This is a genomic window from Ruegeria sp. D1(2025) (assembly GCF_056536425.1).
Window position 1 is genome coordinate 1,075,722 of record NZ_JBQFPO010000001.1, and the last position, 24,645, is coordinate 1,100,366.

General features: G+C 58.2%; 28 protein-coding genes and 1 tRNA gene. 15 read left to right on the top strand and 14 right to left on the bottom strand.

Translation table 11 applies throughout. From position 1 onward, the window contains the following. The first annotated feature begins 101 nt into the window (after window positions 1–101). From ACR1XU_RS05420 to ACR1XU_RS05455, 8 genes are all read left to right on the top strand, one after another. Window positions 102–395, top strand: a complete 294-nt coding sequence (locus ACR1XU_RS05420) for a DUF1330 domain-containing protein (RefSeq protein WP_170677578.1) — start codon at window positions 102–104, stop codon at window positions 393–395. A gap of 42 nt (window positions 396–437) precedes the next feature. Continuing rightward, entirely contained in the window at window positions 438–887 is a 450-nt protein-coding gene (locus tag ACR1XU_RS05425; protein WP_170616560.1) for a tellurite resistance TerB family protein, read from the top strand. A gap of 20 nt (window positions 888–907) precedes the next feature. Beyond that, window positions 908–1,345, top strand: a complete 438-nt coding sequence (locus ACR1XU_RS05430) for a tellurite resistance TerB family protein (protein ID WP_170616564.1) — start codon at window positions 908–910, stop codon at window positions 1,343–1,345. Continuing rightward, window positions 1,342–2,094, top strand: a complete 753-nt coding sequence (locus ACR1XU_RS05435) for a phosphate/phosphite/phosphonate ABC transporter substrate-binding protein (protein ID WP_480907208.1) — start codon at window positions 1,342–1,344, stop codon at window positions 2,092–2,094. Before ACR1XU_RS05430 ends, ACR1XU_RS05435 begins: the two co-directional genes overlap by 4 nt. Before the next feature lie 125 nt (window positions 2,095–2,219). Then, window positions 2,220–2,996: an ABC transporter ATP-binding protein gene (locus ACR1XU_RS05440; protein WP_170677584.1), complete on the top strand. Its 777-nt coding sequence runs from the start codon at window positions 2,220–2,222 to the stop codon at window positions 2,994–2,996. Window positions 2,997–3,029: 33 nt separating this feature from the next. Continuing rightward, complete coding sequence (locus ACR1XU_RS05445; protein ID WP_170616571.1) at window positions 3,030–3,779, top strand: transporter substrate-binding domain-containing protein; 750 nt, start codon at window positions 3,030–3,032, stop codon at window positions 3,777–3,779. Between the two features lie 82 nt (window positions 3,780–3,861). Further along, window positions 3,862–4,749 (top strand): ABC transporter permease, encoded by an 888-nt coding sequence (locus ACR1XU_RS05450; protein WP_170677586.1) that lies wholly within the window; start codon window positions 3,862–3,864, stop codon window positions 4,747–4,749. Next, on the top strand, window positions 4,746–5,552 hold the full coding sequence (locus tag ACR1XU_RS05455) for an ABC transporter permease subunit (RefSeq protein WP_170616575.1): 807 nt from the start codon (window positions 4,746–4,748) through the stop codon (window positions 5,550–5,552). The genes ACR1XU_RS05450 and ACR1XU_RS05455 overlap by 4 nt, the downstream gene beginning before the upstream one ends. Before the next feature lie 113 nt (window positions 5,553–5,665). Here ACR1XU_RS05455 and ACR1XU_RS05460 read toward each other — a convergent pair. Then, window positions 5,666–5,742 (bottom strand) — tRNA-His (locus ACR1XU_RS05460). 47 nt (window positions 5,743–5,789) lie between these two features. Next, window positions 5,790–6,272, bottom strand: a complete 483-nt coding sequence (locus ACR1XU_RS05465) for an N-acetyltransferase family protein (protein ID WP_480907210.1) — start codon at window positions 6,270–6,272, stop codon at window positions 5,790–5,792. Window positions 6,273–6,349: 77 nt separating this feature from the next. On the opposite strand from ACR1XU_RS05465, the gene ACR1XU_RS05470 reads away from it, so the two are divergent. After that, window positions 6,350–6,538 (top strand): DUF6324 family protein, encoded by a 189-nt coding sequence (locus tag ACR1XU_RS05470; RefSeq protein ID WP_170616580.1) that lies wholly within the window; start codon window positions 6,350–6,352, stop codon window positions 6,536–6,538. A gap of 4 nt (window positions 6,539–6,542) precedes the next feature. Here ACR1XU_RS05470 and ACR1XU_RS05475 read toward each other — a convergent pair whose 3' ends face one another. Then, the gene (locus ACR1XU_RS05475; protein WP_170619748.1) at window positions 6,543–6,974 is read right to left on the bottom strand and encodes an MmcB family DNA repair protein; all 432 of its coding nucleotides are present in this window, start codon (window positions 6,972–6,974) and stop codon (window positions 6,543–6,545) included. A gap of 113 nt (window positions 6,975–7,087) precedes the next feature. On the opposite strand from ACR1XU_RS05475, the gene ACR1XU_RS05480 reads away from it, so the two are divergent. Both ACR1XU_RS05480 and ACR1XU_RS05485 read left to right on the top strand, forming a co-directional pair. After that, on the top strand, window positions 7,088–7,408 hold the full coding sequence (locus ACR1XU_RS05480) for a metalloregulator ArsR/SmtB family transcription factor (RefSeq protein WP_170616585.1): 321 nt from the start codon (window positions 7,088–7,090) through the stop codon (window positions 7,406–7,408). Beyond that, window positions 7,405–7,830 (top strand): SRPBCC family protein, encoded by a 426-nt coding sequence (locus tag ACR1XU_RS05485; protein WP_480907212.1) that lies wholly within the window; start codon window positions 7,405–7,407, stop codon window positions 7,828–7,830. The genes ACR1XU_RS05480 and ACR1XU_RS05485 overlap by 4 nt, the downstream gene beginning before the upstream one ends. Before the next feature lie 215 nt (window positions 7,831–8,045). Here ACR1XU_RS05485 and ACR1XU_RS05490 read toward each other — a convergent pair whose 3' ends face one another. From ACR1XU_RS05490 to ACR1XU_RS05510, 5 genes are all read right to left on the bottom strand, one after another. Next, entirely contained in the window at window positions 8,046–8,351 is a 306-nt protein-coding gene (locus ACR1XU_RS05490) for a hypothetical protein (protein WP_480907214.1), read from the bottom strand. Window positions 8,352–8,410: 59 nt separating this feature from the next. Beyond that, window positions 8,411–8,893: a transcription antitermination factor NusB gene (gene nusB, locus ACR1XU_RS05495; protein ID WP_480907216.1), complete on the bottom strand. Its 483-nt coding sequence runs from the start codon at window positions 8,891–8,893 to the stop codon at window positions 8,411–8,413. Further along, window positions 8,890–9,441 (bottom strand): 6,7-dimethyl-8-ribityllumazine synthase, encoded by a 552-nt coding sequence (locus tag ACR1XU_RS05500; protein ID WP_480907218.1) that lies wholly within the window; start codon window positions 9,439–9,441, stop codon window positions 8,890–8,892. The genes nusB and ACR1XU_RS05500 overlap by 4 nt, the downstream gene beginning before the upstream one ends. A gap of 2 nt (window positions 9,442–9,443) precedes the next feature. Beyond that, window positions 9,444–10,565 carry a 3,4-dihydroxy-2-butanone-4-phosphate synthase gene (ribB, locus tag ACR1XU_RS05505; protein WP_480907220.1) on the bottom strand — a complete coding sequence of 374 codons (1,122 nt, stop codon included), beginning with the start codon at window positions 10,563–10,565 and terminating at the stop codon, window positions 9,444–9,446. Between the two features lie 115 nt (window positions 10,566–10,680). Beyond that, complete coding sequence (locus tag ACR1XU_RS05510) at window positions 10,681–11,268, bottom strand: riboflavin synthase (RefSeq protein ID WP_480907221.1); 588 nt, start codon at window positions 11,266–11,268, stop codon at window positions 10,681–10,683. Between the two features lie 141 nt (window positions 11,269–11,409). On the opposite strand from ACR1XU_RS05510, the gene ACR1XU_RS05515 reads away from it, so the two are divergent. The 3 genes from ACR1XU_RS05515 (at window position 11,410) to ACR1XU_RS05525 (ending at window position 15,929) form a co-directional block, all read left to right on the top strand. Then, window positions 11,410–12,705 carry a capsule biosynthesis protein gene (locus tag ACR1XU_RS05515; protein ID WP_480907223.1) on the top strand — a complete coding sequence of 432 codons (1,296 nt, stop codon included), beginning with the start codon at window positions 11,410–11,412 and terminating at the stop codon, window positions 12,703–12,705. A gap of 80 nt (window positions 12,706–12,785) precedes the next feature. Beyond that, complete coding sequence (locus ACR1XU_RS05520; RefSeq protein WP_170616605.1) at window positions 12,786–13,919, top strand: polysaccharide biosynthesis/export family protein; 1,134 nt, start codon at window positions 12,786–12,788, stop codon at window positions 13,917–13,919. 3 nt (window positions 13,920–13,922) lie between these two features. Then, on the top strand, window positions 13,923–15,929 hold the full coding sequence (locus ACR1XU_RS05525; protein ID WP_480907224.1) for a capsular polysaccharide biosynthesis protein: 2,007 nt from the start codon (window positions 13,923–13,925) through the stop codon (window positions 15,927–15,929). Here the strand turns inward: ACR1XU_RS05525 and ribD are convergent. The 3 genes from ribD to ACR1XU_RS05540 all read right to left on the bottom strand — a co-directional run bounded on the left by ribD (window position 15,926) and on the right by ACR1XU_RS05540 (window position 18,028). Then, entirely contained in the window at window positions 15,926–17,026 is a 1,101-nt protein-coding gene (gene ribD, locus ACR1XU_RS05530; RefSeq protein WP_480907226.1) for a bifunctional diaminohydroxyphosphoribosylaminopyrimidine deaminase/5-amino-6-(5-phosphoribosylamino)uracil reductase RibD, read from the bottom strand. The two genes, ACR1XU_RS05525 and ribD, sit on opposite strands and share 4 nt — an antisense overlap. Then, on the bottom strand, window positions 17,023–17,493 hold the full coding sequence (nrdR, locus tag ACR1XU_RS05535; RefSeq protein WP_039525240.1) for a transcriptional regulator NrdR: 471 nt from the start codon (window positions 17,491–17,493) through the stop codon (window positions 17,023–17,025). The genes ribD and nrdR overlap by 4 nt, the downstream gene beginning before the upstream one ends. 121 nt (window positions 17,494–17,614) lie before the next feature. Beyond that, on the bottom strand, window positions 17,615–18,028 hold the full coding sequence (locus ACR1XU_RS05540; RefSeq protein ID WP_170806381.1) for a secondary thiamine-phosphate synthase enzyme YjbQ: 414 nt from the start codon (window positions 18,026–18,028) through the stop codon (window positions 17,615–17,617). 864 nt (window positions 18,029–18,892) lie between these two features. Between ACR1XU_RS05540 and ACR1XU_RS05545 the strand changes: the two genes are divergently transcribed. Then, entirely contained in the window at window positions 18,893–19,915 is a 1,023-nt protein-coding gene (locus ACR1XU_RS05545) for a helix-turn-helix domain-containing protein (RefSeq protein WP_480811337.1), read from the top strand. Between the two features lie 185 nt (window positions 19,916–20,100). Here the strand turns inward: ACR1XU_RS05545 and rpoD are convergent, their stop codons facing one another. From rpoD to ACR1XU_RS05560, 3 genes are all read right to left on the bottom strand, one after another. Next, window positions 20,101–22,089 carry an RNA polymerase sigma factor RpoD gene (rpoD, locus tag ACR1XU_RS05550; RefSeq protein ID WP_170616614.1) on the bottom strand — a complete coding sequence of 663 codons (1,989 nt, stop codon included), beginning with the start codon at window positions 22,087–22,089 and terminating at the stop codon, window positions 20,101–20,103. A gap of 114 nt (window positions 22,090–22,203) precedes the next feature. Continuing rightward, window positions 22,204–24,153, bottom strand: a complete 1,950-nt coding sequence (gene dnaG, locus ACR1XU_RS05555; RefSeq protein ID WP_480907229.1) for a DNA primase — start codon at window positions 24,151–24,153, stop codon at window positions 22,204–22,206. A 78-nt stretch (window positions 24,154–24,231) separates the two neighbouring features. Continuing rightward, the gene (locus ACR1XU_RS05560) at window positions 24,232–24,528 is read right to left on the bottom strand and encodes a hypothetical protein (RefSeq protein ID WP_170616618.1); all 297 of its coding nucleotides are present in this window, start codon (window positions 24,526–24,528) and stop codon (window positions 24,232–24,234) included. Window positions 24,529–24,645 lie beyond the last annotated feature (117 nt).

Consider the following 24,645-nt stretch of genomic DNA (forward strand, 5'->3'; position numbering starts at 1 on the left):
CAAATCCGGCAAATAAACTCCGAAGGGTGGTTTTCGTCATTTGCGGGATTGCCATGTGCCACACAATCAGGCCACGTTTAGCGTGAATCAGAGGGCAAGTTATGACCAAAGGATACTGGATCGCTCACGTCGATGTGGACGACATTGAAACCTACAAAAACTACATTGCGGCAAACGCCGAACCTTTTCACGCCTATGGGGCAAAGTTCATGGTCCGCGGTGGTGAATACGAAATCAAGGAAGGCACCTCGCGGTCGCGTACTGTCGTGATTGAATTTCCAAGTTATGAGGACGCGCTGGCCTGTTATGATAGCGACGCCTATCAACGTGCCAAGGCTTTGCGTGACCCGGTCGCGACCAGCGATCTGGTGATTGTTCAGGGCTATGACGGGTAGTCCACGCTTGGCGACCTACAAAATATGGGATAAGCTGCGCTCATGCTAAAAAAGCTTTTTCAGGCCTTTCGCCCACCCCAGCAGACGACCCTGCCCGACCCGGATGCCGAACTGGCTCTTGGGGCCCTGATGGTGCGGGTGGCACAGGCGGATCGGGATTATAAGCTTGAAGAAATCAGCCTGATCGACAGGATTTTGGCCCGCCTCTACCAGCACAACGCGATCGAGGCTGCAAAAGTGCGGGCAACTTGCGAAAAGCTGCATGCCGCAGCCCCCGACACCGACACATTCGGCAAGCTGATCCGCGAAACAACAGACCTGAAAGAACGGTTGGCGGCTTTGGATGCCTTGTGGGAGATCGTGCTGGCCGATGGCAACTCTGACGAAGGTGAAATGAAAATCGTGGAAGAGGCCCGGATTGCCATGGGCCTTAGCTTCAAGGACAGCCAGATTGCCCGCGAACGGGTGCTGTCACGCTTGGAAGCTGAATAAACCGGATCTATATCTCTCTCATGTTCAAGGATTTTCTGTCACGGCTTTCCCAGCCTCAGCCCGACCCGCTTGCCGAAGACGATGCCCGATTGGCGCTGACCGCCTTGCTGGTTCGTATCGCGCGGTCCGACAACGACTATGCAGACTCTGAAATGGCCCGGATCGACCGGATTTCGGCGGAACGCTACGGCCTGTCCCCTTTCGAGGCCGCCGGTCTTCGTGCCCGCGCGGAAGACCTTGAAAGCGAGGCACCCGACACCGTGCGCTTTACCCGCGCCATCAAGGAAGCCGTCGCCTATGACGACCGGCTGGCCGTCGTTCAGGCAATGTGGTCTGTGGCTCTTGCCGATGGGCAGCGCTCGGGAGAAGAGGATTCGCTTCTGCGATTAGTGGTCAGTCTTCTGGGTGTCAGCGACGTGGACTCCGCGCTAGCCAGACAAAAGGCTGCCAAATCGTGACGGCGATGCTGGGCATGTACGACATGCCCGCGCTTCACGCGGCCAATGACCGGTTCTGGAGCTTGATTCGTGCGGAACTTGGGTTCGGCCCGACGCACCTGACCCGAGACCAGGATTTCTGGGAGGTCTGGCAAGACCCCGATCTGGTTTTGTCGCAAACCTGCGGAATGCCCTACCGCACAAGCCTGCACGGAAAAGTGCAACTGGTCGGCACGCCCGATTATGGCCTGCCCGACTGCCCAACCGGCTATTACTGCTCCGTGTTTGTGGCCCGCACCGATGACACACGCCCCTTGTCCGAATTGGCGACCGGCATCTTCGCCTATAACGAGGCGTTGTCCCAATCTGGGTGGTCCGCACCTGTTACTCATCTATCCGCTTTGGGCCTGCGCCCGGGTAAGTTGCTTGAAACCGGCGGCCACGCGCGCTCCGCAAACGCGGTCGCGGACGGACGGGCCGACTATGCTTCTCTCGACCTGCTGACCTGGACGCTGCTCAGGGAACATACAGACCTGGGATCGCAACTGCGCGAGGTTGCAAGAACGGAACCGACACCGACGCTGCCCTACATAACTGCCCTTGGGCAAGACGCCGGCCGCATCGCCGGGGCTGTCAGAAGGGCCATTAACCGTTTGTCGGATGCCGACCGCCAGGCACTGCACATCAACGGTTTGGTCGACATCCCGGCCGAGCGCTACCTGGCGGTTTCCATGCCCCCGGCCCCGCAAGCGTTCGGGTCGCACGACTGAACAAATTGAACAGCTGAATTGTTCAATTTGGTCGTTTCCCGATGGGAACATGTTATTTGCGCATTGCATTGCTCAACATTTTGCGCCCTATTACCGCACTAACACTCACAACAACTGGACGACCCGTGACAGATTCCACTCCCGTTATCGAGATCAAGAACCTTCACAAAAGCTTCGGTCATCTGGAGGTGCTGAAGGGGGTGGATATTACAGCCAGGCGCGGGGACGTTGTATCGCTCATCGGATCCTCCGGTTCCGGAAAGTCGACCCTGCTGCGGTGCTGCAACCTCCTGGAAGACAGTCAGGAGGGCGAAATCCTGTTCAAGGGTGAGCCGGTTCGCTGGAGTGGCGACAGCCATCATCGCCGGCCTGCAGACCCCAAACAGGTCCTGCGCATCCGGACCAACCTGTCGATGGTATTCCAGCAATTCAACCTTTGGTCCCACATGACCATTCTGCAAAACGTGATGGAAGCACCCGTAACCGTTCTGGGCCGCGACAAGGCCGAGGTTGAAGACAGCGCGCGCAAATACCTGGAAAAAGTGGGTATCGGCGACAAATGTGACGTCTATCCGGCGCAACTGTCGGGCGGTCAGCAACAGCGCGCAGCTATCGCGCGCGGACTGTGCATGGAACCCGAGGCGCTGCTGTTTGACGAACCCACTTCGGCACTGGACCCCGAGTTGGAGCAGGAAGTCATCAAGGTGATCAAGGATCTGGCCGCCGAGGGCCGCACCATGATCATCGTAACCCACGACATGAAGATGGCTGCTGACATCTCCAGCCACGTTGTCTTTCTTCATCAGGGCCTTATCGAAGAAGAAGGCCTGCCCGAAGATATCTTTACCACCCCGGAATCCGAACGGCTTCGGGGCTTTCTCTCCGCCACCAAGGCGGCTTAACTGATCCACAGAATCACTAATGGGGAGTAACCAATGAAAAACCTGATTCTGACCACTGCAGCACTGGCGTTGACCGCTGGCATGGCAATGGCCGACACCGTCCGCATGGGGACCGAGGGCGCCTACCCTCCGTATAACTTCATCAATGACTCAGGCGAGATCGACGGATTCGAGCGCGAAGTCGGCGACGAGTTGTGCAAGCGCGCCGGTCTGGAATGCGAATGGGTCAAGAACGACTGGGATTCGATCATTCCGAACCTGGTTTCGGGCAACTACGACACCATCATCGCGGGCATGTCGATCACTGATGAGCGTGATGAGGTTATCGACTTCACCCAGAACTACTTCCCTCCGGCGGCATCGGCTTATGTCGGGGCATCCGAAGGTGTTGACGTAAGCAGCGGCATCGTCGCGGCGCAAACCGCAACGATCCAGGCCGGCCACGTGGCCGAGTCCGGCGCAACCCTCGTCGAGTTTGCAACCCCTGAAGAAACCATCGCTGCGGTTCGCAACGGCGAGGCTGATGCGGTATTTGCAGACAAGGACTTCCTGGTGCCGATCGTCGAAGAATCCAGCGGTGAACTGGTATTTGTCGGCGACGATGTTCCGCTTGGCGGCGGCATCGGTCTCGGTATCCGTGAATCCGACGGCGAGCTGCGCGGCAAGTTCGACGAAGCCATTACTTCGATGAAGGCGGATGGCAGCCTGAACGAGTTGATCATCAAGTGGTTCGGCGAAGGCGTTCCGACATACAACGCTGACGGCTCGGTCGTTACCAACTAAAAACTCTGTCTGATGGTTCGGCGCCTCTTGGCGCCGAACCTGTCTTGGCCCCGCGCCGGATCCGACGTTCGAAAGACGCCTTATGTTCTCCTACTGTACCGATCCCGACACGCTCGGCACTTTCCGCTGGTTTTCCTGCTATCTGACCAATGGCGTGCATTGGTCGTTTTATCTTTCGTTCGTCAAGGTACTGGCCCTTCTGGCTGTCACCGCCCCTGTCGCGCTGAGCTTTGGTTTCGCAGGAGCCATGGCCGCCCGGTCACATTTCCCACCGCTCAGCTGGCTGGGCAAGGGGTATATCGCCATCGTTCGAGGCGTACCCGACATCGCGTTTTTCCTGTTCTTCGTGATTGCACTGGATCAGGCGTTCGAATGGACCCGCCACAAGGTCCTCTGCCCCGACTGGACCGATCCGATTCGACAGGGCAATGATTTCATCGTCTGTCAGGCTGCCAAGCTGCCGTTGGGCACTTCGCCGGAGTGGGTGCATGAAACCTATGGGTTCTTTCTAGCCATCATCACATTCTCGATCGTATTCGGTGCATTCGCCGCAAACGTCCTGTTTGGCGGCATGCGCGCCGTACCGCACGCCCAGCTTGAGACAGCCGAGGCCTATGGCATGACCCGTCGCCAAACCTTCTGGCGCGTCCTTGTTCCGCAAATGTGGGTCTATGCCTTGCCCGGCTTGTCGAACCTGTGGATGGTGCTGATCAAGGCCACGCCCCTGCTGTTCCTGCTGGGGATTGAGGACATCGTCTACTGGGCGCGCGAACTGGGTGGCACCAAGACGTCGAAATTCACCCAATACCCGCATGGTGACTGGCGCATGTGGTATTTCCTGTTCCTCCTGCTTTTCTATCTGGGCATGACCCGAGTATCCGAAATCGGGCTTGAACGTCTGATGCGGCGACTGTCGCACGGTCAGGCGACATCTGGTGGAGAATTGCTGCGCAAGGAGACCACCGCATGAGCTGCCTGCAAACCATCCAGGACTATGCCCTGCGTTCGATCGGCTTCGGCGAGCGCCTGCTGCCGCGAAACGATTTTACCTTGTGCGAACAGTTCACCCTGATCGGATCGGGGATGATCTGGAACGTCTATTTCGGCCTGATGGCGCTGGCGACCGGGTTCTTTCTGGCCACCGCGCTGGCCGTCGGCAAGTCGTCCGCCAACAAATGGCTGCGCAAACCGTCAGAGTGGTTCATCTTCATCTTCCGGGGATCGCCGCTGTTCATCCAGTTCTTCTTTGCCTATTTCTTCTTCCTGTCGCTGAAGAAATCCTACCCGATGTTCGACGCCTTGACCTCGGCATGGCTTGGGGCGCTGATCGTTCTGTTCCTGAACACGGCCGCCTACACGGGCGAAATCTTCTATGGCGCCCTGCGCTCGATCCCAAAGGGCGATATCGAGGCGGCCGACGCCTACGGTCTGACCGGGTGGTCCCGTTTCCGCCGCGTTGTCTGGCCTACGATGCTGCGCCTAGCATGGCCTGCCTACACAAACGAGGCGATCTTTTTGTTTCACGCAACCACGCTGGTGTTTTTCTCGGCCTTTCCGGCCTGGCAACAACGCGGAGACGCGTTGTACTACGCCAGCTATTTTGCTGACAAAACGTTCAACCCATTTGTCCCCTATCCAATTCTGGCCTTTTATTTCATCCTGCTGACACTGGTGATCGTCTGGGGGTTCGGCAGGGTGAACAAGCACCTGAACCGGCACCTGCCGCAGGCCAAACGGTCCAAAATGCGGCTTCGCCTGAATCTGGCGCGTTAACAAACGCTTTTTTGTCAATGACCGGGTCTGGACAACCAGGCCCGAACGTCTTTTTGCCCTAGCCCAATGCGGGTTAGGTTGCGAAAATCCGTACCTGAGACGATAGGGAGAAGTGGTACCGCCTCCCTGGCTTGAACAGGGGACCTCTGGATCCACAATCCAGCGCTCTAACCAACTGAGCTAAGGCGGCACTCGTGAGGGGCGATGTACCGAACGCGCAGCGGGATTGCAAGAGGATTAAAGCTGAATTCTCCAGCTTTGTTCAACCAGATCGACGCCGAATGAATGCACCGGTTTGCTGCCCGTCAGCTGCCAACCGTTCGCCTTGTAGAGCGCGCACGCGGCCTTGTGGCTTTCATGCGTCCATAAGACCATTTCCTTGTATCCGGCAGTGCGCGCAAAGCTCGTGCAGGTGTCCAGTAGCCGTTTGCCCAGCCCCTGCCCTCTTGCTTGCGGCACAAGCAGAAACAACCGCAGCTTTGCCGTGTCACGGTCCAGCGAGACGCAGAAAATACTTCCCAGCCTTTCGCCCGCCTGTTCAACAATCCAGCCGCGTTCCCTGGCCGGATCATGCGATGCGGTAAATGCGTCCAGAATACCGGCAACAAGCGGCGCAAATGTGTGGTCAAAGCCTTCGTCGCGCGTGTAGAGACGGTCGTGTTGGTCAACCAGCCACGATGCATCGTCGGAACGAAACGGTCTGAGAAGCGCATCTTCCATAAGCCATCTGACCGCAAAGGCGACTTGATTCTCAACCCTTTGCGCGCTAGCACGAATGCTCAGTCCCGGAGGCACTTATGGGCATCAATACCGAACGCGACATTCAGGCTAACCTGCAGATCGGTCCGACCGATCACGGCATGGTCCGCCTGTTCATCGAAGCCGATGGCGTCGAGATTCCGATGGACTTTGACCCGGAAGAAGCTGAAGAAATCGCGGAAGAAATTCTGGCCGCAGCACAGGCTGCCCGCGCGGTTCAGGGCTGAGCCTTTACAGCCTGGGGTCGCGAAAAGCGTGCAGCCTGCGGGCGCTGTCCATGGCAAATTTCTGGATCATCTTTTTTCTCCGCGCCGGGGCAACCTTGTCCTCTGGCGCCATTCGGACGATTTCTGCATCATAGGCATCGGCAATGATCAGACCGGTTTCCGGCGGCAGCATCTCGGTCGGGAATTCGGTATCGACGGCCCAAAAGAAGCGGTCGCACCACTCCAGATAGCCGTGCCACTTGGAATCTGACTGATAGTCCACCCAACTGGATTTGCATTCAACAACCCAAAGCTCGCCCTTGGGGCCAAGCCCCATCACGTCCACACGCAATCCACGCGCGGGAACAAATTCTTCAATTGAAACATACCCGTGGGTCAGAAGGTGGCGTGAAACCCCGCGGGCCAGTTTCTGGCCGGGCTGCATTTCCAGTGTCATTCAAAATATGTGAACAATTCATGAACAAATATCAAGCCCCTCAAACATGTTGACATGATACCATTCAGTATCATAAAAACGTGATACCAATCGGTATCTCTTTGAGGTGACCAATGAACACACAAACACAATTTGCATTCCGGGCGCTGGCCGACCCTACCCGCAGAGACATTGTAAGAATGCTGGCATCGGAGGATCTGACGATAGGCCAGTTGACGGACCGGTTCGACATGACCCGAGCTGCCGTCAAGAAACACCTGACCGTTCTGTCCGATGGCGGTCTGATTACGGTCGAGGCGCGCGGGCGAGAGCGCATCAACCGCCTGGAACCCCAAGGCATGGCACCCGTTCTGGACTGGTTCAGCTATTTTGATCAGTTCTGGGATGACCGTCTGAACAATCTGAAGGAAGCTATTGAAGGGAAAAAGAAATGACCAATGCTGTTTTGCAAAAGACAATCTTCCTGCGTGCCGAACCTGAAACGGTTTGGGCCTATCTGACAGATCCTGACCGCTTGGCAGAGTGGTTTCACAAACCCAAACACCCCCTGACCGAGGGCGGCAAGCTGGAGATGTTTGGAACCACCAGCGGCGATCTGCTGATCTGGGGTGAAGTCAAAAAGGCACGCCCTTTCGAATACCTTGAATACACGTTCACCGTGAAGCCGATGGGAGACGCCGTCAGTATAGTAAAATGGACCCTGGAACCCGTTGCCGGGGGCACGAAGCTTGGCCTGCTGCACGAAGGCCTGCCACAGTGCGCCGAGGCCTTCGGCCTGATCCTGGCGCTGGATAACGGTTGGGATGAACATTTCGGCAAGATGCGCACCGCATTGCACGAAACAGTTGATGCCTGACCCCTTGTGCAAACCCGCTGCAACCCCTACTTAGGCGCGTGGCGGGTTCTGCCCTTCTTGTGACTGGTAGCATTCTGGTGGCCTTAAGCAATTCCGAGGGGGCTGGCTCTGTTCAGGTCCTGGCCTGATTACCCGGCGCCCACCTGTACATACAGGTCCTCGGGAATCACACCGCACGGTTGACTGGTGGTCCCGCCACATTTTCCGCTAAAAAATCAGCGCTCTGCGCCAGTTTCCTGCTTCACCAAGGCGGGTTCAAATTTGTGGACAACCGGGGTTCCCCGGCGTGGCCCCTGCGGCTTTTCCGCCATGCTCATGACGGCATAGGCAAATTGCACCCCGGCAAAAACGATTCCATTCATGAACCAGATCATCAGCAATGCAATCAGGCCAAGTTCCGACCCGGTGATCAGATTGCGCAGATTGGCGACGTTGAAAACCAAAAGCACCGCAACGAAAGCCGCCGAGATGACAAATCCCCAGGCAACCTGAGTGATGTACAACCGTATCAGTTTGGGCATGGCGGGCCTCCTTGCGCTCTGACATTCAGTCTAGCGCTTGTCGGTCGGCGGTAAAGGCGTCAGAACGCCTCGGGCCTGGCCTCGCGCGCCATGTGATCCAGAACGGCGTTGACGAATTTCGGCTCCTTACCTTCCGGGAAAAAAGCCCAAGCGACATCGACGAATTCGGTGATGACCACTTTGGGCGGCGTATCGCTTTGGGTCAGTTCGGCCCCTGCGGCGCGGAAGGTTGCTCGCAAAGTTGGGTCGATGCGCGCGATGGGCCATTTCGCGACCAATGCGCGATCGGTCATCTGGTCGATCGGCGCCTGATAGTTCACGGCATCATCCACGAGTTTGCGAAAAACGCTGATGTCGCCATCCAGCATTTCTTCGCCCTCGTAAACTGCGCCAAACCGGTGATCCAGAAACTCATTAACAACCTGTTCGGTCGTTTGTCCCGACTGCTCCATCTGGAACAACGCCTGCACGGCGTAAAGCCGGGCTGCGGATTTCATCAAGCGTTTCTGGTTGGCCGGTTTCGGCGCGTCTGTCTGGGTCATGCTGTCGTGGGTCCGTTGCTGTCGCCCGCCACAAGGATGGACTCGGACGGAGGCTTGAAGCCGACGCCCTTTTTGGAAGAGCCCCACTTACGGCTGAGCGCGATCAGATGCAAGGCCGCAGCGGCCGCTCCGCCACCTTTATTCATCTTTTCAGGGTTTGCGCGGACTTCTGCCTGATCGTCATTCTCGACAGTTAGGATACCGTTACCGATGCACAGGCCCTGCAAGCCCATGAGCTGAATGGCCCGGCTGGAATCGTTGCATACCGTTTCGTAATGCGTGGTCTCACCGCGGATAACGCAGCCCAGCGCGACATAGCCATCAAAGTTGCACTGACGATCGGCCATGGCGATGGCGGTTGGGATTTCCAGCGCACCGGGCACCTCGACAACCTCGCAAGTGCAACCTGCCGCTTTGATCTCGGCCTTGGCTCCGGCGATCAGGTTGTCAGCAATCGCGCGATAGAAAGGCGCGGCCACGATCAGCAGTTTCACCGGTTCATCGAATGTCGGCGTCGGCAGAACGCCATGTTTGTCTTGTTCAGCCACGATCAGTCATCCTTGAGTATGGAGCGGGTGCCGACGATGGACAGGCCAAACGCATCGAGCCCCAGATAAACGGTTTCCGGCGAGTCCGTCAGCAACACCAGTTGCTGAACGCCCATTTTGGACAGGATTTGAGCGCCCAGACCGGTTTGCTTGATGGTGCGCGGGCCTTCGTCCTCGGCCGCATACAGCGAGTTGCGCGGCTGGCGGAACAGGCAGACGACGCCACGCCCTTCCTCGGCGATTTTTTCCATCGCACGGGGCAGTTCCCGCGACGATTTCGGACCTAGGCCCAGGATGTCCGGCGCTTCGTGCAGGGCGTGGGTTCGGGTCAGGACAGGCTCGGGCGTGGTAATGTCGCCCTTGGTCATGACCACATGTTCAATGCCGTGGGTCTGGTCCGTGAACAGACGCATCTCCCACTCGCCGCCATATTCCGACATCACCGTTTCGCGTGAGGTTTCGACCACCAGGTTGTCATTGCGTGACCGGTACGCGATCAGATCGCTGATCGTACCGATCTTCATGTTGTGCTCTTTAGCAAAGGCGACCAGATCAGGCAGGCGCGCCATGGTGCCGTCCGGTTTCATGATCTCGCAGATCACGCCCGAGGGGTTCAGCCCCGCCAGACGCGAAATGTCCACGGCGGCCTCGGTATGACCTGCACGCACCAGCACCCCGCCCCGCTTGGCCCGCAGCGGGAAGATGTGACCGGGGGTGGCGATTTGCGCCATCGTGTTCTGCTCATTGATTGCGGTCGACACAGTTAGTGCGCGGTCAGCTGCGGAAATACCGGTTGATACACCTTCACGCGCCTCGATCGACACGGTGAAGGCGGTTTCATGCCGGGACGAGTTGTTCACCGCCATCATCGGCAGGCCCAGCGCGTCGACCCGTTCGGCGGTCATCGGCAGGCAGATCAGGCCGCGCCCGTGGGTGGCCATGAAATTGATTGCCTCGGCATCCGCGAATTCGGCGGCGATGACCAGATCGCCCTCGTTCTCGCGATCTTCGTGGTCGACCAGGATATACATCCGGCCTTTGCGCGCCTCATCGATGATTTCTTCGATCGGACTTATCGCGTCACGCAACTGGGCCTCGACCGGGCCGGGGGTTTCAAAGCTCATGGGGCAGCCTTTCGCAAGAGCATGTATGAGCGGCTGGATAGACCACCATTCGCCCAAAGGCCAGACCACATGCGGCGTCAGCGGACAAGAACGCGGCGTTGTTCGGCCTTAAAGTTCAGGACATTTCCGCCAGCCGCGCAACATATCTGGCCAACGTGTCGATCTCAAGATTGACGCGGTCGCCCATTTGAACATCACCCCAGGTCGTGACCTCTTTGGTGTGCGGGATGAAATTGATCCCAAAGTCGCAACCTTCCACCGCGTTGACAGTCAGTGAGGTGCCGTTCAGAGCGACCGATCCCTTGGGCGCAATGAACCTGGCCAGATGTTCGGGTGCGCGCAGTGTGACACGGGTGCTGTCGCCCTCGTCTTCAATGCCAACCACCTCAGCGACCCCGTCCACGTGGCCCGAGACGATATGCCCGCCCAGTTCGTCTCCAACCTTCAAGGCGCGTTCAAGGTTGACCCGCTTGCCAACCTGCCAGGCGTCGAGGTTGGTTTTTGACACGGTTTCAGCACTGATCTGCACATCGTACCAGTCGTCGCCCAGCGCGATAACAGTCAGGCAGACCCCGTCGCTGGCAATCGAAGCGCCAAGATCGATGCTCGCAGTATCATAGCCGGTGCTGATCCGGGCCCGCAGATCGCCTTGCTGTTCCAGCTCCGTGACAGTGCCAACATCGGTGACGATCCCTGTGAACATTCTGTTAACCCTCAGTTCCTAACCTGTGTCTCGCTTCCACAGCCGAGGTAAGCCCAAGCGGCTTCCCGGGCAAGCCCCGGCTTGCCGGGAAATCGCCAAACGGGCATAGTTTTGACAATTAATACGAATACAGCAGTCCCGATGACCAACCTGCCCCATGCCCCGGCTCGCCGCGTGTTCCTGTTTCTACAGGGACCTCATGGCCCGTTTTTCAACGCCCTTGGGCGCATGTTGCGCGCATCCGGCGCGCAGGTCTGGCGCGTCGGCTTCAATGCCGGCGACCACGCGTTCTGGTTCGATCGCTCAACCTACATTCCGTTCCTTGACACGCCAGAGCAGTGGCCGGAAACCCTGACCGGGCTGATCAACGACCGGGATGTCACAGACATTGTGCTGTATGGCGACACGCGTCCGATCCATGCTCAGGCGGTTGAAATCGCAAGGGAAAGGGGCATCACCGTCCACGTGTTTGAAGAAGGCTATCTGCGCCCCTGGTGGGTCACATATGAACGCACGGGCTCGAACGGAAATTCCCGGCTGATGGACCTGAACGTTGACCAGATGCAGCAGGCCCTGGCCCAGTCAGATACGCAATCACCACCACCGTCCCATTGGGGCGATATGAGGCAACATATCTTTTACGGTGCCCTGTATCACTGGTTTGTACTGTTCCTGAACCGCCGCTATCGCAATTTCAGACCTCATCGGGACCTGCCGGTATCGAAGGAGTTTCGTCTGTACTTCAAGCGTTTGTCCCTTATGCCATTTCACCGGCTACAGCGGATCTGGGCAACGACCCGCGTTCGGCTGGGCGGTCACCCCTATCACATGGTCCTGCTGCAACTGGGTCATGACAGCTCGGTACAGGCGCATTCCGGGTATTCCTGCATGAGCGATTTTCTGGATCAAATTCTCGAAGGTTTCGCAAAGGGCGCGCCAAGACATCATCGGCTGGTGATCAAGGAACATCCGCTGGAAAATCATCGCGAACCATTGCGACGACGCGTGCGTGAACTGTCGGCCCGGTACGGGATTGACGATCGCGTCTACTATGTTCCCGGTGGCAAGCTTGCCGGACTTCTGGATGATGCGAATTCTGCAGTCACGATCAATTCGACCGCCGGCCAGCAAGTGTTATGGCGCGGCATTCCCCTGCGAATTTTCGGCAAGTCCGTCTATGACAAACCCGAATTCGTGTCCGGGCAGGCCCTGACTGCTTTCTTCGCCAACCCGATTGCCCCTGACAGCGGCGCCTATCGAATCTATCGCCGGTTTCTTCTGGAAACCAGCCAGGTGCCCGGTGGGTTCTATTCACGCCGGGGGCGGCGGCAATTGTTGCGACGGGCTGTCGACATGATGTTGCGGCCGCAAGATCCATATCAAACAGTTCTGTCAGGCAAAGCGGCGCTGACGCCACAGTTGAGAATCGTTCAGTGAATCTGGACGGTTGTTTCTGGAAGTCACACCACATTGCGGGTAGCCTGCACAGAAAGAAAGATAATTGAGGTATATCGGCAGTGAAGCGCTTTCCAATCCGGTGGATACGGGGGGTAACTCTCGTGGCGGCTTGCGGCTTTCTGGCTGCGTGCCAGCTTCCCAAATCCGGCCCGAACAAATCTGAAATCCTTGCAGGTTCTGTGCAGAATGGCGGGAATGCATTTGTCGTGGAAGTGGATGACCGCGTTGCCAAGGCAACATCTGCCGTGCCCCAATACGGCTTCTCGGCCGCCTTCAGCACTGCCCCGAACCTGACCGCAGACACCGTTCGCCCCGGCGATGTTCTTGGGCTGACAATCTGGGAAAACGTGGATGACGGCTTGTTGGCCAGCGAGACGGGACCGGCCACGACACTCGACGAAGTTCAGGTCGACAGCGAAGGCTTCATCTTTGTTCCCTACGCCGGTCGTTTGCGGGCTGCCGGCAACACACCGGAAGAGCTGCGCACCCTGATCACCAGCAAACTGCAGGACCAGACCCCGGATCCGCAGGTCGAAGTTCGTCGTGCTGCCGGTGACGGCTCGACCGTGTCCCTGACCGGAACCATTGGCGCACCGGGGATTTACGCGATCCAGCGTCCGACCCGCTCATTGTCCGGGATGCTGGCGCAGGCCGGAGGCGTCACTGTCTCGTCCGACATTGCGCTGGTCACGTTGATCCGTGGCGATCAGCGCGGGACCATCTGGTACGATGATCTGTTCCGCAACCCCAAGCTGGATGTCGCCCTGCGCGGTGGCGACCGCATTCTGGTTGAAGAAGACAGCCGCTCGTACATCGCGCTGGGTGCAACCGGAGGGCAATCCCGCGTTGCATTTGACAGTCAGGACCTGTCCGCGCTGGAAGCCTTGGCGCAAGTTGGCGGTCTTCAGTCGCTGTCGTCGGACCCGACCGGCATCTTTGTTCTCCGCAAAGAACGCCAGGATGTGGCGCGCAATGTCATGGGCCGGGCAGATCTGCAAGGGGATCAAAGGTTGATCTATCTGCTTAACCTGACGGCTCCGAATGGCCTGTTCATTGCGCGGGACTTCGTGATCCGCGACGATGACACGATTTACGTGACCGAAGCGCCCTATGCGCAATGGAGTAAGTCTATTTCGTTGATTGCGGGTGGCCTGACCCCGATCGCCAATGTCGCAACACTGACCGGCTACTGATGCATGTTGCCGCAAGAGGACACCGCAGCCGGGGCTGAACGCACCCGGCTGTTTGTCTACAACGGCGGGTTTCTCACATCACGGCGCATCTGGCGGATACTGTCTCTGGCCGGGTTTGATATTCGTCTGGGCCTTCCGAAGCCCGGTGATCTGGTTGGTGTCTGGGGCAACAGCCCAACCGCGCATCGCGGGCTGAAGATCGCGTCGAAGCACCAGACACCGGCATTGCGGGTCGAGGATGCCTTTCTTCGGTCCTTGCACCCGGGGCGCTCAGGCGAACCGCCGCTGGGTTTGCTGCTGGACCGTTCAGGTCTGCACTTCGACCCTGATCAACCCTCGGATCTGGAAACCCTGCTGGCCAGACATCCGCTGGACGACACGGCCCTGCTGGACCGTGCGCGCGGCGCGATGGCGCGAATACAGGAACTGCACCTGAGCAAGTATTCAGCCTTTGATCCAAACATCCAAGCCCCGGACCCCGGCTATGTTCTGGTTGTCGACCAGACCAAGGGCGACGCCGCCGTCACTGCCAGCAAGGGGGACACGGCCCGCTTCCGCGAGATGCTGGTCATCGCGCAAGAGGAAAACCCGGGCGCCGAAATCCTGATAAAGACACATCCGGAAACGCAGTCAGGGCACCGGCCCGGCCACTTTACCGATCAGGACCTGTCTGACAGGGTGCGGTTTTTCAATGATCCGGTCAGCCCATGGACCCTGCTGGAAGGCGCGATTGGGGTCTACACGCTGTCTTCACAATTGGGGTTCGAAGCCATTCTCGCCGGCCACAAGCCCCGGGTGTTCGGGCAGCCCTTCTACGCCGGATGGGGGCTCACTCAGGATGAAGCACCTCTTGCAAGACGCCAGAGAAACCTGACCCGCGCGCAATTGTTCGCCGCTGCGATGCTGCTTTATCCAACATGGTACGATCCGTACCGCGACCAGTTGTGCGAGCTTGAGACCCTGTTAAACACGCTCGAGGCGCAGTCTCGCGCCTGGCGGCAGGATCATGCGGGCTGGACCGCATCGGGCATGCGGCTGTGGAAACGACCGCACCTGCAGCGCATGTTCGGCCGACAACACAAAATCCGTTTCACTGCCGATCCTCCTGGCGCTTCGCAACGGCCTCATATGGTGTGGGCCAATCAGGCGCGGGATCTGGACGGCGTTACCAGGGTTGAAGACGGGTTTTTGCGATCACGGGGGCTGGGCGCCAATCTTGTGCCTCCGCTGTCGCTGGTGACGGACGATCTGGGAATTTACTATGACCCGACGCGCCCCAGCCAACTGGAAAACCTGATCACGGCCCGGGAAAACCTGCGACCCGATCAGGCTCTACGGGTCGAGCGGCTGGTTGCCCAAATCATCTCGAACAGTCTGAGCAAATACAATACCGGTACCTGCCCGCCGGAATTGCCGGACGGGCATCGCATCCTGATCCCGGGTCAGGTCGAGGACGACGCCTCCATCCTGCTGGGCTGTGGAGCGGTGCGCACGAACATGGACCTGCTAAGGGCTGCGCGTGAAGCAAACCCGGACGCGATCCTGATTTACAAACCTCATCCAGATGTCGAGGCGGGTCTTCGGGAAGGCGCAATCGAAGCCGAAGGTCTGGCAGATATCATTGTTCCGCACACAAACCCGGGCATTCTGTTGCCACAGGTACATGAGGTCTGGACCATGACGTCACTCATTGGGTTCGAGGCCCTTTTGCGTGGTGTCCCGGTGACAACGCTTGGCGCGCCATTCTATGCTGGATGGGGTTTGACGCAGGATCTGGGTACAGTTCCCGCCCGGCGAGGCGCGCGACCCAGTCTGTCGGGTCTGGTTCATGCCGTCCTTATCGACTACCCCCGCTATCTGGATCCGAAAACAGGCCTGCCCTGCCCGGTTGAGGTCGTACTGCAACGACTGGCCGAGGGGTATGATGCTCCACACGGGCCTTTGAATCGTCTGCTGTCAAAGCTTCAGGGTGCATTCGCAACCCATGCTCACCTGTGGCGCGGGCGCTAGCGCAAGGCCCGCGACCAGCGATGCAAAATATCACCGCCAACAGCGCGTGTTTCGATCAGGTCGAACCGGGGCGCTTCGTTCAGCTTGTCCAGCCCCAGCGCCCCAATCGCGGACAGGCCTTCCGCACCGATGGTCAGCCCGGCACTGAACCCGACCAGTTCATCGACCAGATCCGCCGCCAGTAACGATGCGGCCAGAGCGGAACCGCCTTCGCAAAAGATACGTGTCAGGCCGGCATTTCCAAGCTGCTGCAACAGGTCCGCCGGATCAATGTGGTGTTCCTGCAATGCACACGGGATCAGGCGCGCGCCCATGCCCTGCCAGGCATTGGCACGATCCGGATCCGGATGCGGGCCGTGACATATCCAGACAGGAACGTCAGAGGCCGTGCGCGCAAGCTGCCCCATCAGCGGCAGGTCCAGATGGCGCGATACAACGACCCGAACCGGCTGTGACGCAATGCCCAGATCACGCACTGTCAGGGATGGGTCATCCGCACGCGCGGTGCCTGCGCCGATCAGTACCGCGTCGTGATGCGCCCGCATGGCGTGGACCAGACGCCGCGCTTCGGGTCCGGTAATCCACTGGCTATGACCGCTGGACGTTGCAATCCGCCCGTCAAAACTGCTGGCCAGTTTCAAAGTTACAAATGGGCGACCCTGTTCGCTCTTCAGAAAAAAACCCGCATGGGCCTTGGCAGCCTGTTCATCCAGCACACCGGTAGTCACTTTGATACCGGCCTCACGCAGCATGGCCAGGCCCTGCCCGGCTACACGCGGGTCGCTGTCTTCGATAGCTGAAACGACCCGCGCCACATCGGCGTCAATCAGGGCCTGCGCGCAAGGGGGTGTTTTGCCATGATGTGCACAAGGCTCCAGTGAGACATAGGCGGTTGCGCCCTGCGCGGCATCTCCGGCCTGTTTCAGGGCTTCGGTCTCGGCATGAGGGCGCCCGCCCGGCTGCGTCCACCCGCGACCGACGATCCGGCCATCACGCACGATGACACACCCTACGGAAGGGTTGGGCCAACACGTGCCTTGCCCGCGCTGACCCAAGGATAAAGCCAGCGCCATATATCGCTTATCTGTTTCGCTCACTCGTCCGTCGAAGGCTGCGGCGGACGCAGTTCGTGGACAAACTCCTCGAAATCATCGGCCGCCTGGAAATTCTTGTAAACGCTCGCAAAGCGAACATACGCCACCGTATCAATCCGGGCCAGCGCTTCCATGACGATTTCACCAATTTTGTTGGACGGGATATCCGTGTCGCCCATGCTTTCCAGGCGCCGCACGATACCCGAGATCATCTGATCGATCCGGTCCGGATCGATGGGGCGTTTCTGCATCGAGATCCGGATCGAACGCTCCAGTTTATCCCGGTCAAAATCCTCGCGCTTGCCGTTGGTCTTGATCACAACAAGATCGCGCAACTGCACCCGTTCATAGGTGGTAAAGCGTCCGCCACAGGCCGGACAGAACCGCCGCCTGCGGATCGCGACGTGATCCTCTGCCGGGCGTGAATCCTTGACCTGAGTATCGATATTTCCGCAAAACGGGCAGCGCATCCGCCGTCTCCTCGTCCCTTGTTCCGCCTCTTTTTGTAAGCGCTGCGGCTTACTTATCCACAACTATAGGGCAGCCGCTAGGATTTGGGTAGTCGGAATTTTTCACCGCAATATAAAGGGGTCATGCAAAATGTGCAGCGACCCGACGTTCATGCGGTGCAGTACGGTGTTCGAACAGATAGATCCCCTGCCACGTCCCAAGCACAGGCCGCCCCGCCGCAACAGGTATGGAAAGTGAAACCGGCATAAGGGCCGCTTTGATATGTGCGGGCATGTCGTCAGGGCCTTCGTAAGTGTGCCTCAAATATGCCATCGAAGGATGATCTGACGGAGGCACGAGCCGTTCAAAGAACGCATGCAGATCAGTCTGAACCTCGGGATCCGCGTTTTCCTGAATAAGCAGAGAGCAGGATGTATGCCTGACGAACAGCGTAAGCAAGCCGTCGCCTGCAACCGAACTCATCCATCGACAAACGTCGCCGGTAAATTCATATAGACCGGCGCCGCGTGTTGAGATGGTGAATTCGATCTGCAAAGCTCTGCTTACCATTACCTAGTTTATGAACTGCCGGCGGTTACACCGTCCATTTGCGCCCTGTACCGACATACTTTCACCAACCTGAAAGCCAAGTGACACACTGCTTTGCTGAGGTGCGTTTTTCGGTGGTGTCAGGGAAAACTGAACAGCCGTTCGGCGACCTGTCGCCTCGCTTGGGCCATAACCCCGGACAACATACACCCGTTGCTGCCAACCGGCCCCGAGCGTCCGACGCGCGAAATCGGCCGCGGCGCACCAATAACCGTCTACATCTTGGCGTGCTCTTGGGATCACCTCAAAAACCGAATTGTTGACGGCAACCGTCTGAAACCCGTTGGGCGCGGCCCCGGCTGTCATCGGAGCGGAGATCGCCACAGTGGCAAGTACCATTGAAGTCATGACCCGTTTCATCATTTTCGACCTTTCCTGTTTCTGACTGCCGCATAGACTAGTATGCCAGCATCGGCGGAACAGTGGTCCTCACGATCTATTCAGACGCTCAGCCAAAATCTGTGAACCGGTGCCCCCGGACCTGCCCAAGCATATTCCGGCCAAGCCAAAAAACTCAATAAAATGAAAACGATCTTGTGGGAGCAGCGTGTCGGGGAACCCTTTGAACCGGGGTGGTAGTCCGGCCCTCTGGGCTCTGGCCTCTTCCCCAAAAGGCGCGGACCCGACAGCAATATGTACATAAGAATTGTCAAAACTCGGTCATGTGCACACCAGTCAAATCCTTGTGTGAATTTGCCAATCGCACCGAAAGCCGCCCCTCAGCACTCGGCTTCCGCCACAAAAGTTGGTGCGCGCCGGATCTTTGGTATTAAGATCAGCTTCAGATTTGAGAATGGATTACGCCGAGCCATGGAAGTTGATATTTGCCGCATTCAGCGATTGGCAAAGACGCTGGACGAAGAAACCGGACAAACTGCGCTCACGGATCACGTCCTGCGGCAAAGCGGACTCAGTCGGGCTGGAATTGCCCCGCCGGCAACCACTTACCATGCCAAAAAAGAAGCCCAGTTTGTCCGGTATGCCTGCGATGCGGTCAATGACATCACTTTCGCCGCCCGGGCAGGCATCCGATTTGATGAGTCATCTACTCTTACAGCCTATATCAGTAAATACTCCAGGAACTTGCGCCAAGCCATTGAGAACACGTGTTACTTTCACTGGATGATTGATCCTGCGCTGATTTTCAATCTGCGCCTTTCAGACGACTCGGCAGTGTTTGAAATCGACTGGAAGGACGCCAGTTATTCCCGCTATCACAGACGCACCGAATTCCTGCTATTTGCGGCCATAGCCCGACTGCGCGCCCTGACCCAGTCAGATTTTCACCCCGTCGAGATGCGCTTTCAGCACGAAATCGGTCAACGCGCGCCGGAATATGAGAAAATAGGAGGGTTTCCAGTAGTTTTCGGCGCCGAACGGATGTGCATCGTCCTGTCTCTGTCCTCGCTTGATCTTCCAATTCCAACTTACGACCCTACACTGCGCGCCCATCTGCTTGATTATGCCGAGCGTCTGCTGGCCGACCGGCAATCCCAAAGGCAGAAGACACGCGCAAGGGTTGAAGGACTGATCACCCGGTCCCTGCCCGGAAACATTATCCAGGCAGATCAGGCAGCTGCCGATTTGGGTCTTAGCCCTCGCACACTGGCCCGCAGGCTGGCCGATGAAGGGACCAGCTATCGCAACATCGTTGAAGACCTGCGATGTGATCTTGCGCAGACCTTTCTGCGAAACGGGATGAACCTGTCCGAGATTTCTTATTCTCTGGGGTATGCCGATCAGGCCGCGTTTTCGACGGCGTTCAAACGTTGGACCGGCCAGCCTCCGACCACATTTCGCGGCCGCGTCGATCGCCCGCTGAACCGCGTTTGAGCGTAGCCGGGGGTCATCGATGAGACCATCTCGCCCCGGCCCGTCCCATGAGTGGACCAGACGGATATAGAAATCCCGCTGTCCCTCTTCTTGTGAGTTCTCGCCAATTTGACTTTCAGACAGGACAACAAGATGTGAACGCCCCGGGAAAAGAAAAAGGCGCCTCGATCGGGGCGCCTTTGTATTTACTGATCCAGGAAGGACCGCAGTTTTCTTGACCGGCTGGGATGCTTCAGTTTGCGCAGCGCTTTCGCCTCGATCTGTCGGATCCGTTCGCGCGTCACACTGAACTGCTGGCCGACTTCTTCCAGCGTGTGATCAGTGTTCATACCGATGCCAAAGCGCATCCGCAGAACGCGTTCCTCACGCGGGGTAAGCGAAGCCAGGACCCGGGTGGTCGTTTCCTTGAGGTTTTCCTGAATGGCGCTGTCCAGCGGCAGCACGGCATTCTTGTCCTCGATGAAATCGCCCAGTTGGCTGTCTTCCTCGTCGCCGATCGGCGTTTCGAGGCTGATCGGTTCCTTGGCGATCTTCATCACCTTGCGAACCTTTTCCAGCGGCATCTGCAGCTTTTCGGCCAATTCTTCCGGCGTCGGCTCGCGACCGATTTCGTGCAGCATCTGACGACCGGTCCGAACCAGCTTGTTGATCGTTTCGATCATGTGGACCGGAATACGGATGGTGCGCGCCTGATCCGCGATCGAGCGCGTGATCGCCTGACGGATCCACCAGGTTGCATAGGTCGAGAACTTGTAGCCGCGACGGTATTCGAACTTGTCGACCGCCTTCATCAGGCCGATATTCCCTTCCTGAATAAGATCAAGGAATTGCAGGCCACGGTTCGTGTACTTCTTGGCAATCGAGATCACCAGGCGCAGGTTGGCCTCGACCATTTCCTTCTTGGCCTGACGTGCCTCTTTCTCACCCTTTTGAACCTGCTGAACGATGCGGCGGAATTCGCTGATGTCCAGACCGACATATTGCCCGACCTGAGCCATATCGTTGCGCAGTTCCTCGACCTTGTCGGTCGAGCGTTCGATGAACATCTGCCAGCCCCGGCCCGGCTTTTCAGCCATCTCGGCCAGCCAATTCGGATCCAGTTCGCGACCACGATACTCATCAATAAACTCGCGGCGGTTGATACGCGCCTGATCCGCCAGTTTCACCATCGAGCTGTCCAGCGACATGACGCGGCGGTTGATGCCGTAAAGCTGGTCGATCAGTGCATCGATCCGGTTGTTGTGCAGGTGCAGACCATTCACAAGCACAACGATCTCGGCCCGTAACTTCTGGTAGGTCTCTTCATCCTTGGCGGTGAAAGATCCATCTTCATTCAACGTTGCCGAAATACGGCTGTCCTGCATTTCGGACAGCATCGCGAAATCAGACGAAATCCGCTCGAGCGTGGTCAGAACCTGCTCTTTCAGCGCTGTCTCCATCGCAGCCAGCGACATGTTGGCCTGTTCGTCTTCATCGTCGTCGTCGTCGGTGGCAATTGGGTTGCCATCCGCGTCCAGCTCTGGCCCGGTGTCTTTGGCGGGTTTGGCAGCCTGAACCGCTGACGTGTCCACCACCGGCTCCTCGACATCGCCATCCTCGTCCATCTGGTTACCGAACGTGGTTTCCAGATCGATGACGTCGCGCAGCAGAATATCTTCGGACAAAAGTTCGTCATGCCAGATGGTGATGGCCTGGAAGGTCAACGGGCTTTCGCACAGACCGGCGATCATCGTGTTGCGGCCAGCTTCGATCCGTTTAGCGATTGCAATTTCACCTTCCCGGCTCAGCAGCTCGACGCTGCCCATCTCGCGCAGATACATGCGCACGGGGTCGTCGGTGCGATCCAGTTTCTCGGTGGCGGCACCCGACAACGCAACCTCACGGTTGCTTTCCGTTGTGGTCAGTTCGGTCGAGCCTTTGTTCTCTTCCTCTTCGGCCTCTTCATCTTCGATGATGTTGATGCCCATCTCGGACAGCATCGACATAACGTCTTCGATCTGTTCCGAACTGACCTGATCAGGCGGCAGAACCTGATTGAGCTGGTCGTAGGTGATGTAGCCCTTCTCGCGGGCCTCGGCGATCATCTTCTTGACCTGGGCCTGGCTCATGTCCAGCGAGATTTCCTGTTCCTGCTCGTCTGATTTGCGATCTTCGGACGTGTCTTTGGCGGCCATTCAATGCTCCTGCAGGGATGGGTGATTCGTTTGAACCGAATCATTAGCGCGTAGAAGTGATTCGGCCACCCGTTTACCCGTTTTTCTTTTCCAGTGCCTTACGAAAACATCACTTTAGCGGCGTTTCCGTTCGAATTTGATGCCGGACATGATGGCCTCGAACGCGTCTTTCTCGTCGCGGTTGATCCGCGCGCCGTTGTCGGCGATGTCAAAAACGGCCCTGTCCTCATTCTGGCTGCGGCTTGTACGGTTGCGCTCTTCGGCGGCTTGCGCCAGCCGATAGGTCAGCGCCTCATCTGCCAGTTCGGACAGTTCCTCCGCAGCTTCGGCAATCTCAGCATCCAACCCCCGGAGCGCTTTGATTTTTGCGAGTTCCTCGGCCAGCGTCATCTCGGCCTTTTCCACGTCGCCCGGTTTGTGCACGCAGGGGATGACTGCGACATGGCGAAGGGCCAGAAGGTTTTCAAGGGGTTCGAGCCCCAAAGTTCCCACTATGTGATCTTTCAGATTGTCCGGGTCATCAATTGCGTGGCGCAGGATGACCTCGCGCAGCGCCGAGTGGTCTGGATCGTGGCAGTCCATCTCCTCCAACTGGTGTTCGAACTGCACGACAACCTTGGGGTTCAGAATGGCGATGGCCAGAATGACCGCTTCGCGCATCTGGATATCTGCATTTTCGGACGAGGCCAGAAACGAGGCGCGCGCGCCTGGCGAAGCGGGCTGTTTTTGTGGCTTCCATTTGCCGCCCGGCTGCCATTGGCGGTTTTGCGGTTGGCGTTGCGGACGGAAAAGCTGCCAGCACAGGTCTTTGACTTCCCGTTCATAATGAGAGCGTATTGATGCATCTCGGATCAACGCCGTCTTGTCCTTCAGAGCACGCTCCAAAGCCGCTCTACGCTCCGGGCTGTCGAAAACTATTCCCTCGGTCTCACGCTGCCACAGTAGCTTGACCATGGGCATGGCACCTTCCAACACGGCCTGCACAGCCGCAGGTCCTTCGCCACGCAAAAGATCGTCGGGGTCTTTGCCTTCGGGCATCAGTGCAAAGCGCAGGGATTTTCCGGCTTCCAGAAGCGGCAAAGCCAGATCGACGGCCCGCATCGCCGCCCGCAGGCCGGCCGTGTCGCCATCCAGCGCAATGATCGGTTCATCCGAGATGCGCCACAGCAGCTGCAGCTGGTGTTCGGTAATCGCGGTTCCCAGCGGCGCAACCGCCGCCTCAAAACCAGCCTCGGCCAGGGCGATCACATCCATGTAGCCTTCGGCCACGATCAGCGGCTGACCCTTCCCGGCCGCCTGTCGTGCGGGGCCTTGATTGTAAAGGCTTCGGCCCTTGTCGAACAACTCCGTTTCGGGCGAGTTCAGGTACTTGGCGTTGTCATTGGGGTCCATCGCGCGGCCACCAAACGCAATGCAGCGCCCGCGCGGATCACGGATCGGGTACATGATCCGGTTGCGGAATGTGTCATAGGGCTTCTTGCCCTTGTTCGAGGGTTTGGCCAGCCCGGCCCCGAGGATCAGATCCTCGGCCACGTTCTTGCCCCGCAGATGATCCCACAGCGCTTGCCAGCCATCCGTGGCAAAGCCGATTTCCCACCGGTCCAACGCCTGTTCGTTAAGCCCGCGACGCGCCAGATACTCCCGCGCAGCCCCACCTGCCCCGGTCTTGAGTTGCAGGCGAAAGAACTGGGCGGCCTGCTCCATCACATCAGCCAGTTGCGCGCGGCGGTCCTGTTTTTCCTGTGCTTTCGGGTCGCGTTGCGGCATGGGCATACCCGCCTCGCGTGCCAGAATCTCGACTGCTTCGATGAACGAGACATTCTCGGTCTCTTTCACAAAACTGATCGCGTCGCCCTTGGCGTGGCATCCGAAGCAGTAGTAGAACCCCTTCTGGTCATCGACATGGAACGACGCCGTCTTTTCATGGTGAAACGGGCATGGCGCCCACATGTCGCCCTTGCCCTGATTGGACTTGCGCTGATCCCACATGACTTTGCGTCCGACGACCTGAGACAGGCTTAGCCGGGTGCGCAATTCATCCAGGAAACCGGGGGGCAATGACATGTGTCGAACCTGCCAGAAATGAAAACGCGCGCCAAGGGGATGGCGCGCTTATCCACAAGGAATATAACCAGCTGTGGATTATTGCTGAAGACATAGCTCCAGCCAGGCCGCGCCTAGATCCTTTTTGCGAACGTCGCGCATCTTTTGCTCATACACCCAAGGGGTGATCAACGGAATCGCGGCATTGTAGTTTTCGGGCCAGGTCGGGCCGCTGTCAGCGACCGCCTTCGCGACATCGCGTTCCTTGACGCGGTCCAGGCGGGCGTTCTGAATAGCGGCCACCACGTCGGCCTGATACTTGCAGCTTTGTTCTTTGGTCTCAGCCGCGGCCAGAGGCGTTGCCAAAAGAATGGCGGCGATGGCGATACGCAACATTAGAAGTCCCCCGGGATTCGTTTCACTCGCGGCAACTTACCTGTGCGCCAAAGCGCCCGCCACAACCGATTTCCCGAATTCCTTGAATTGATCGGAGGCGACCCGGGTTACCTTGCA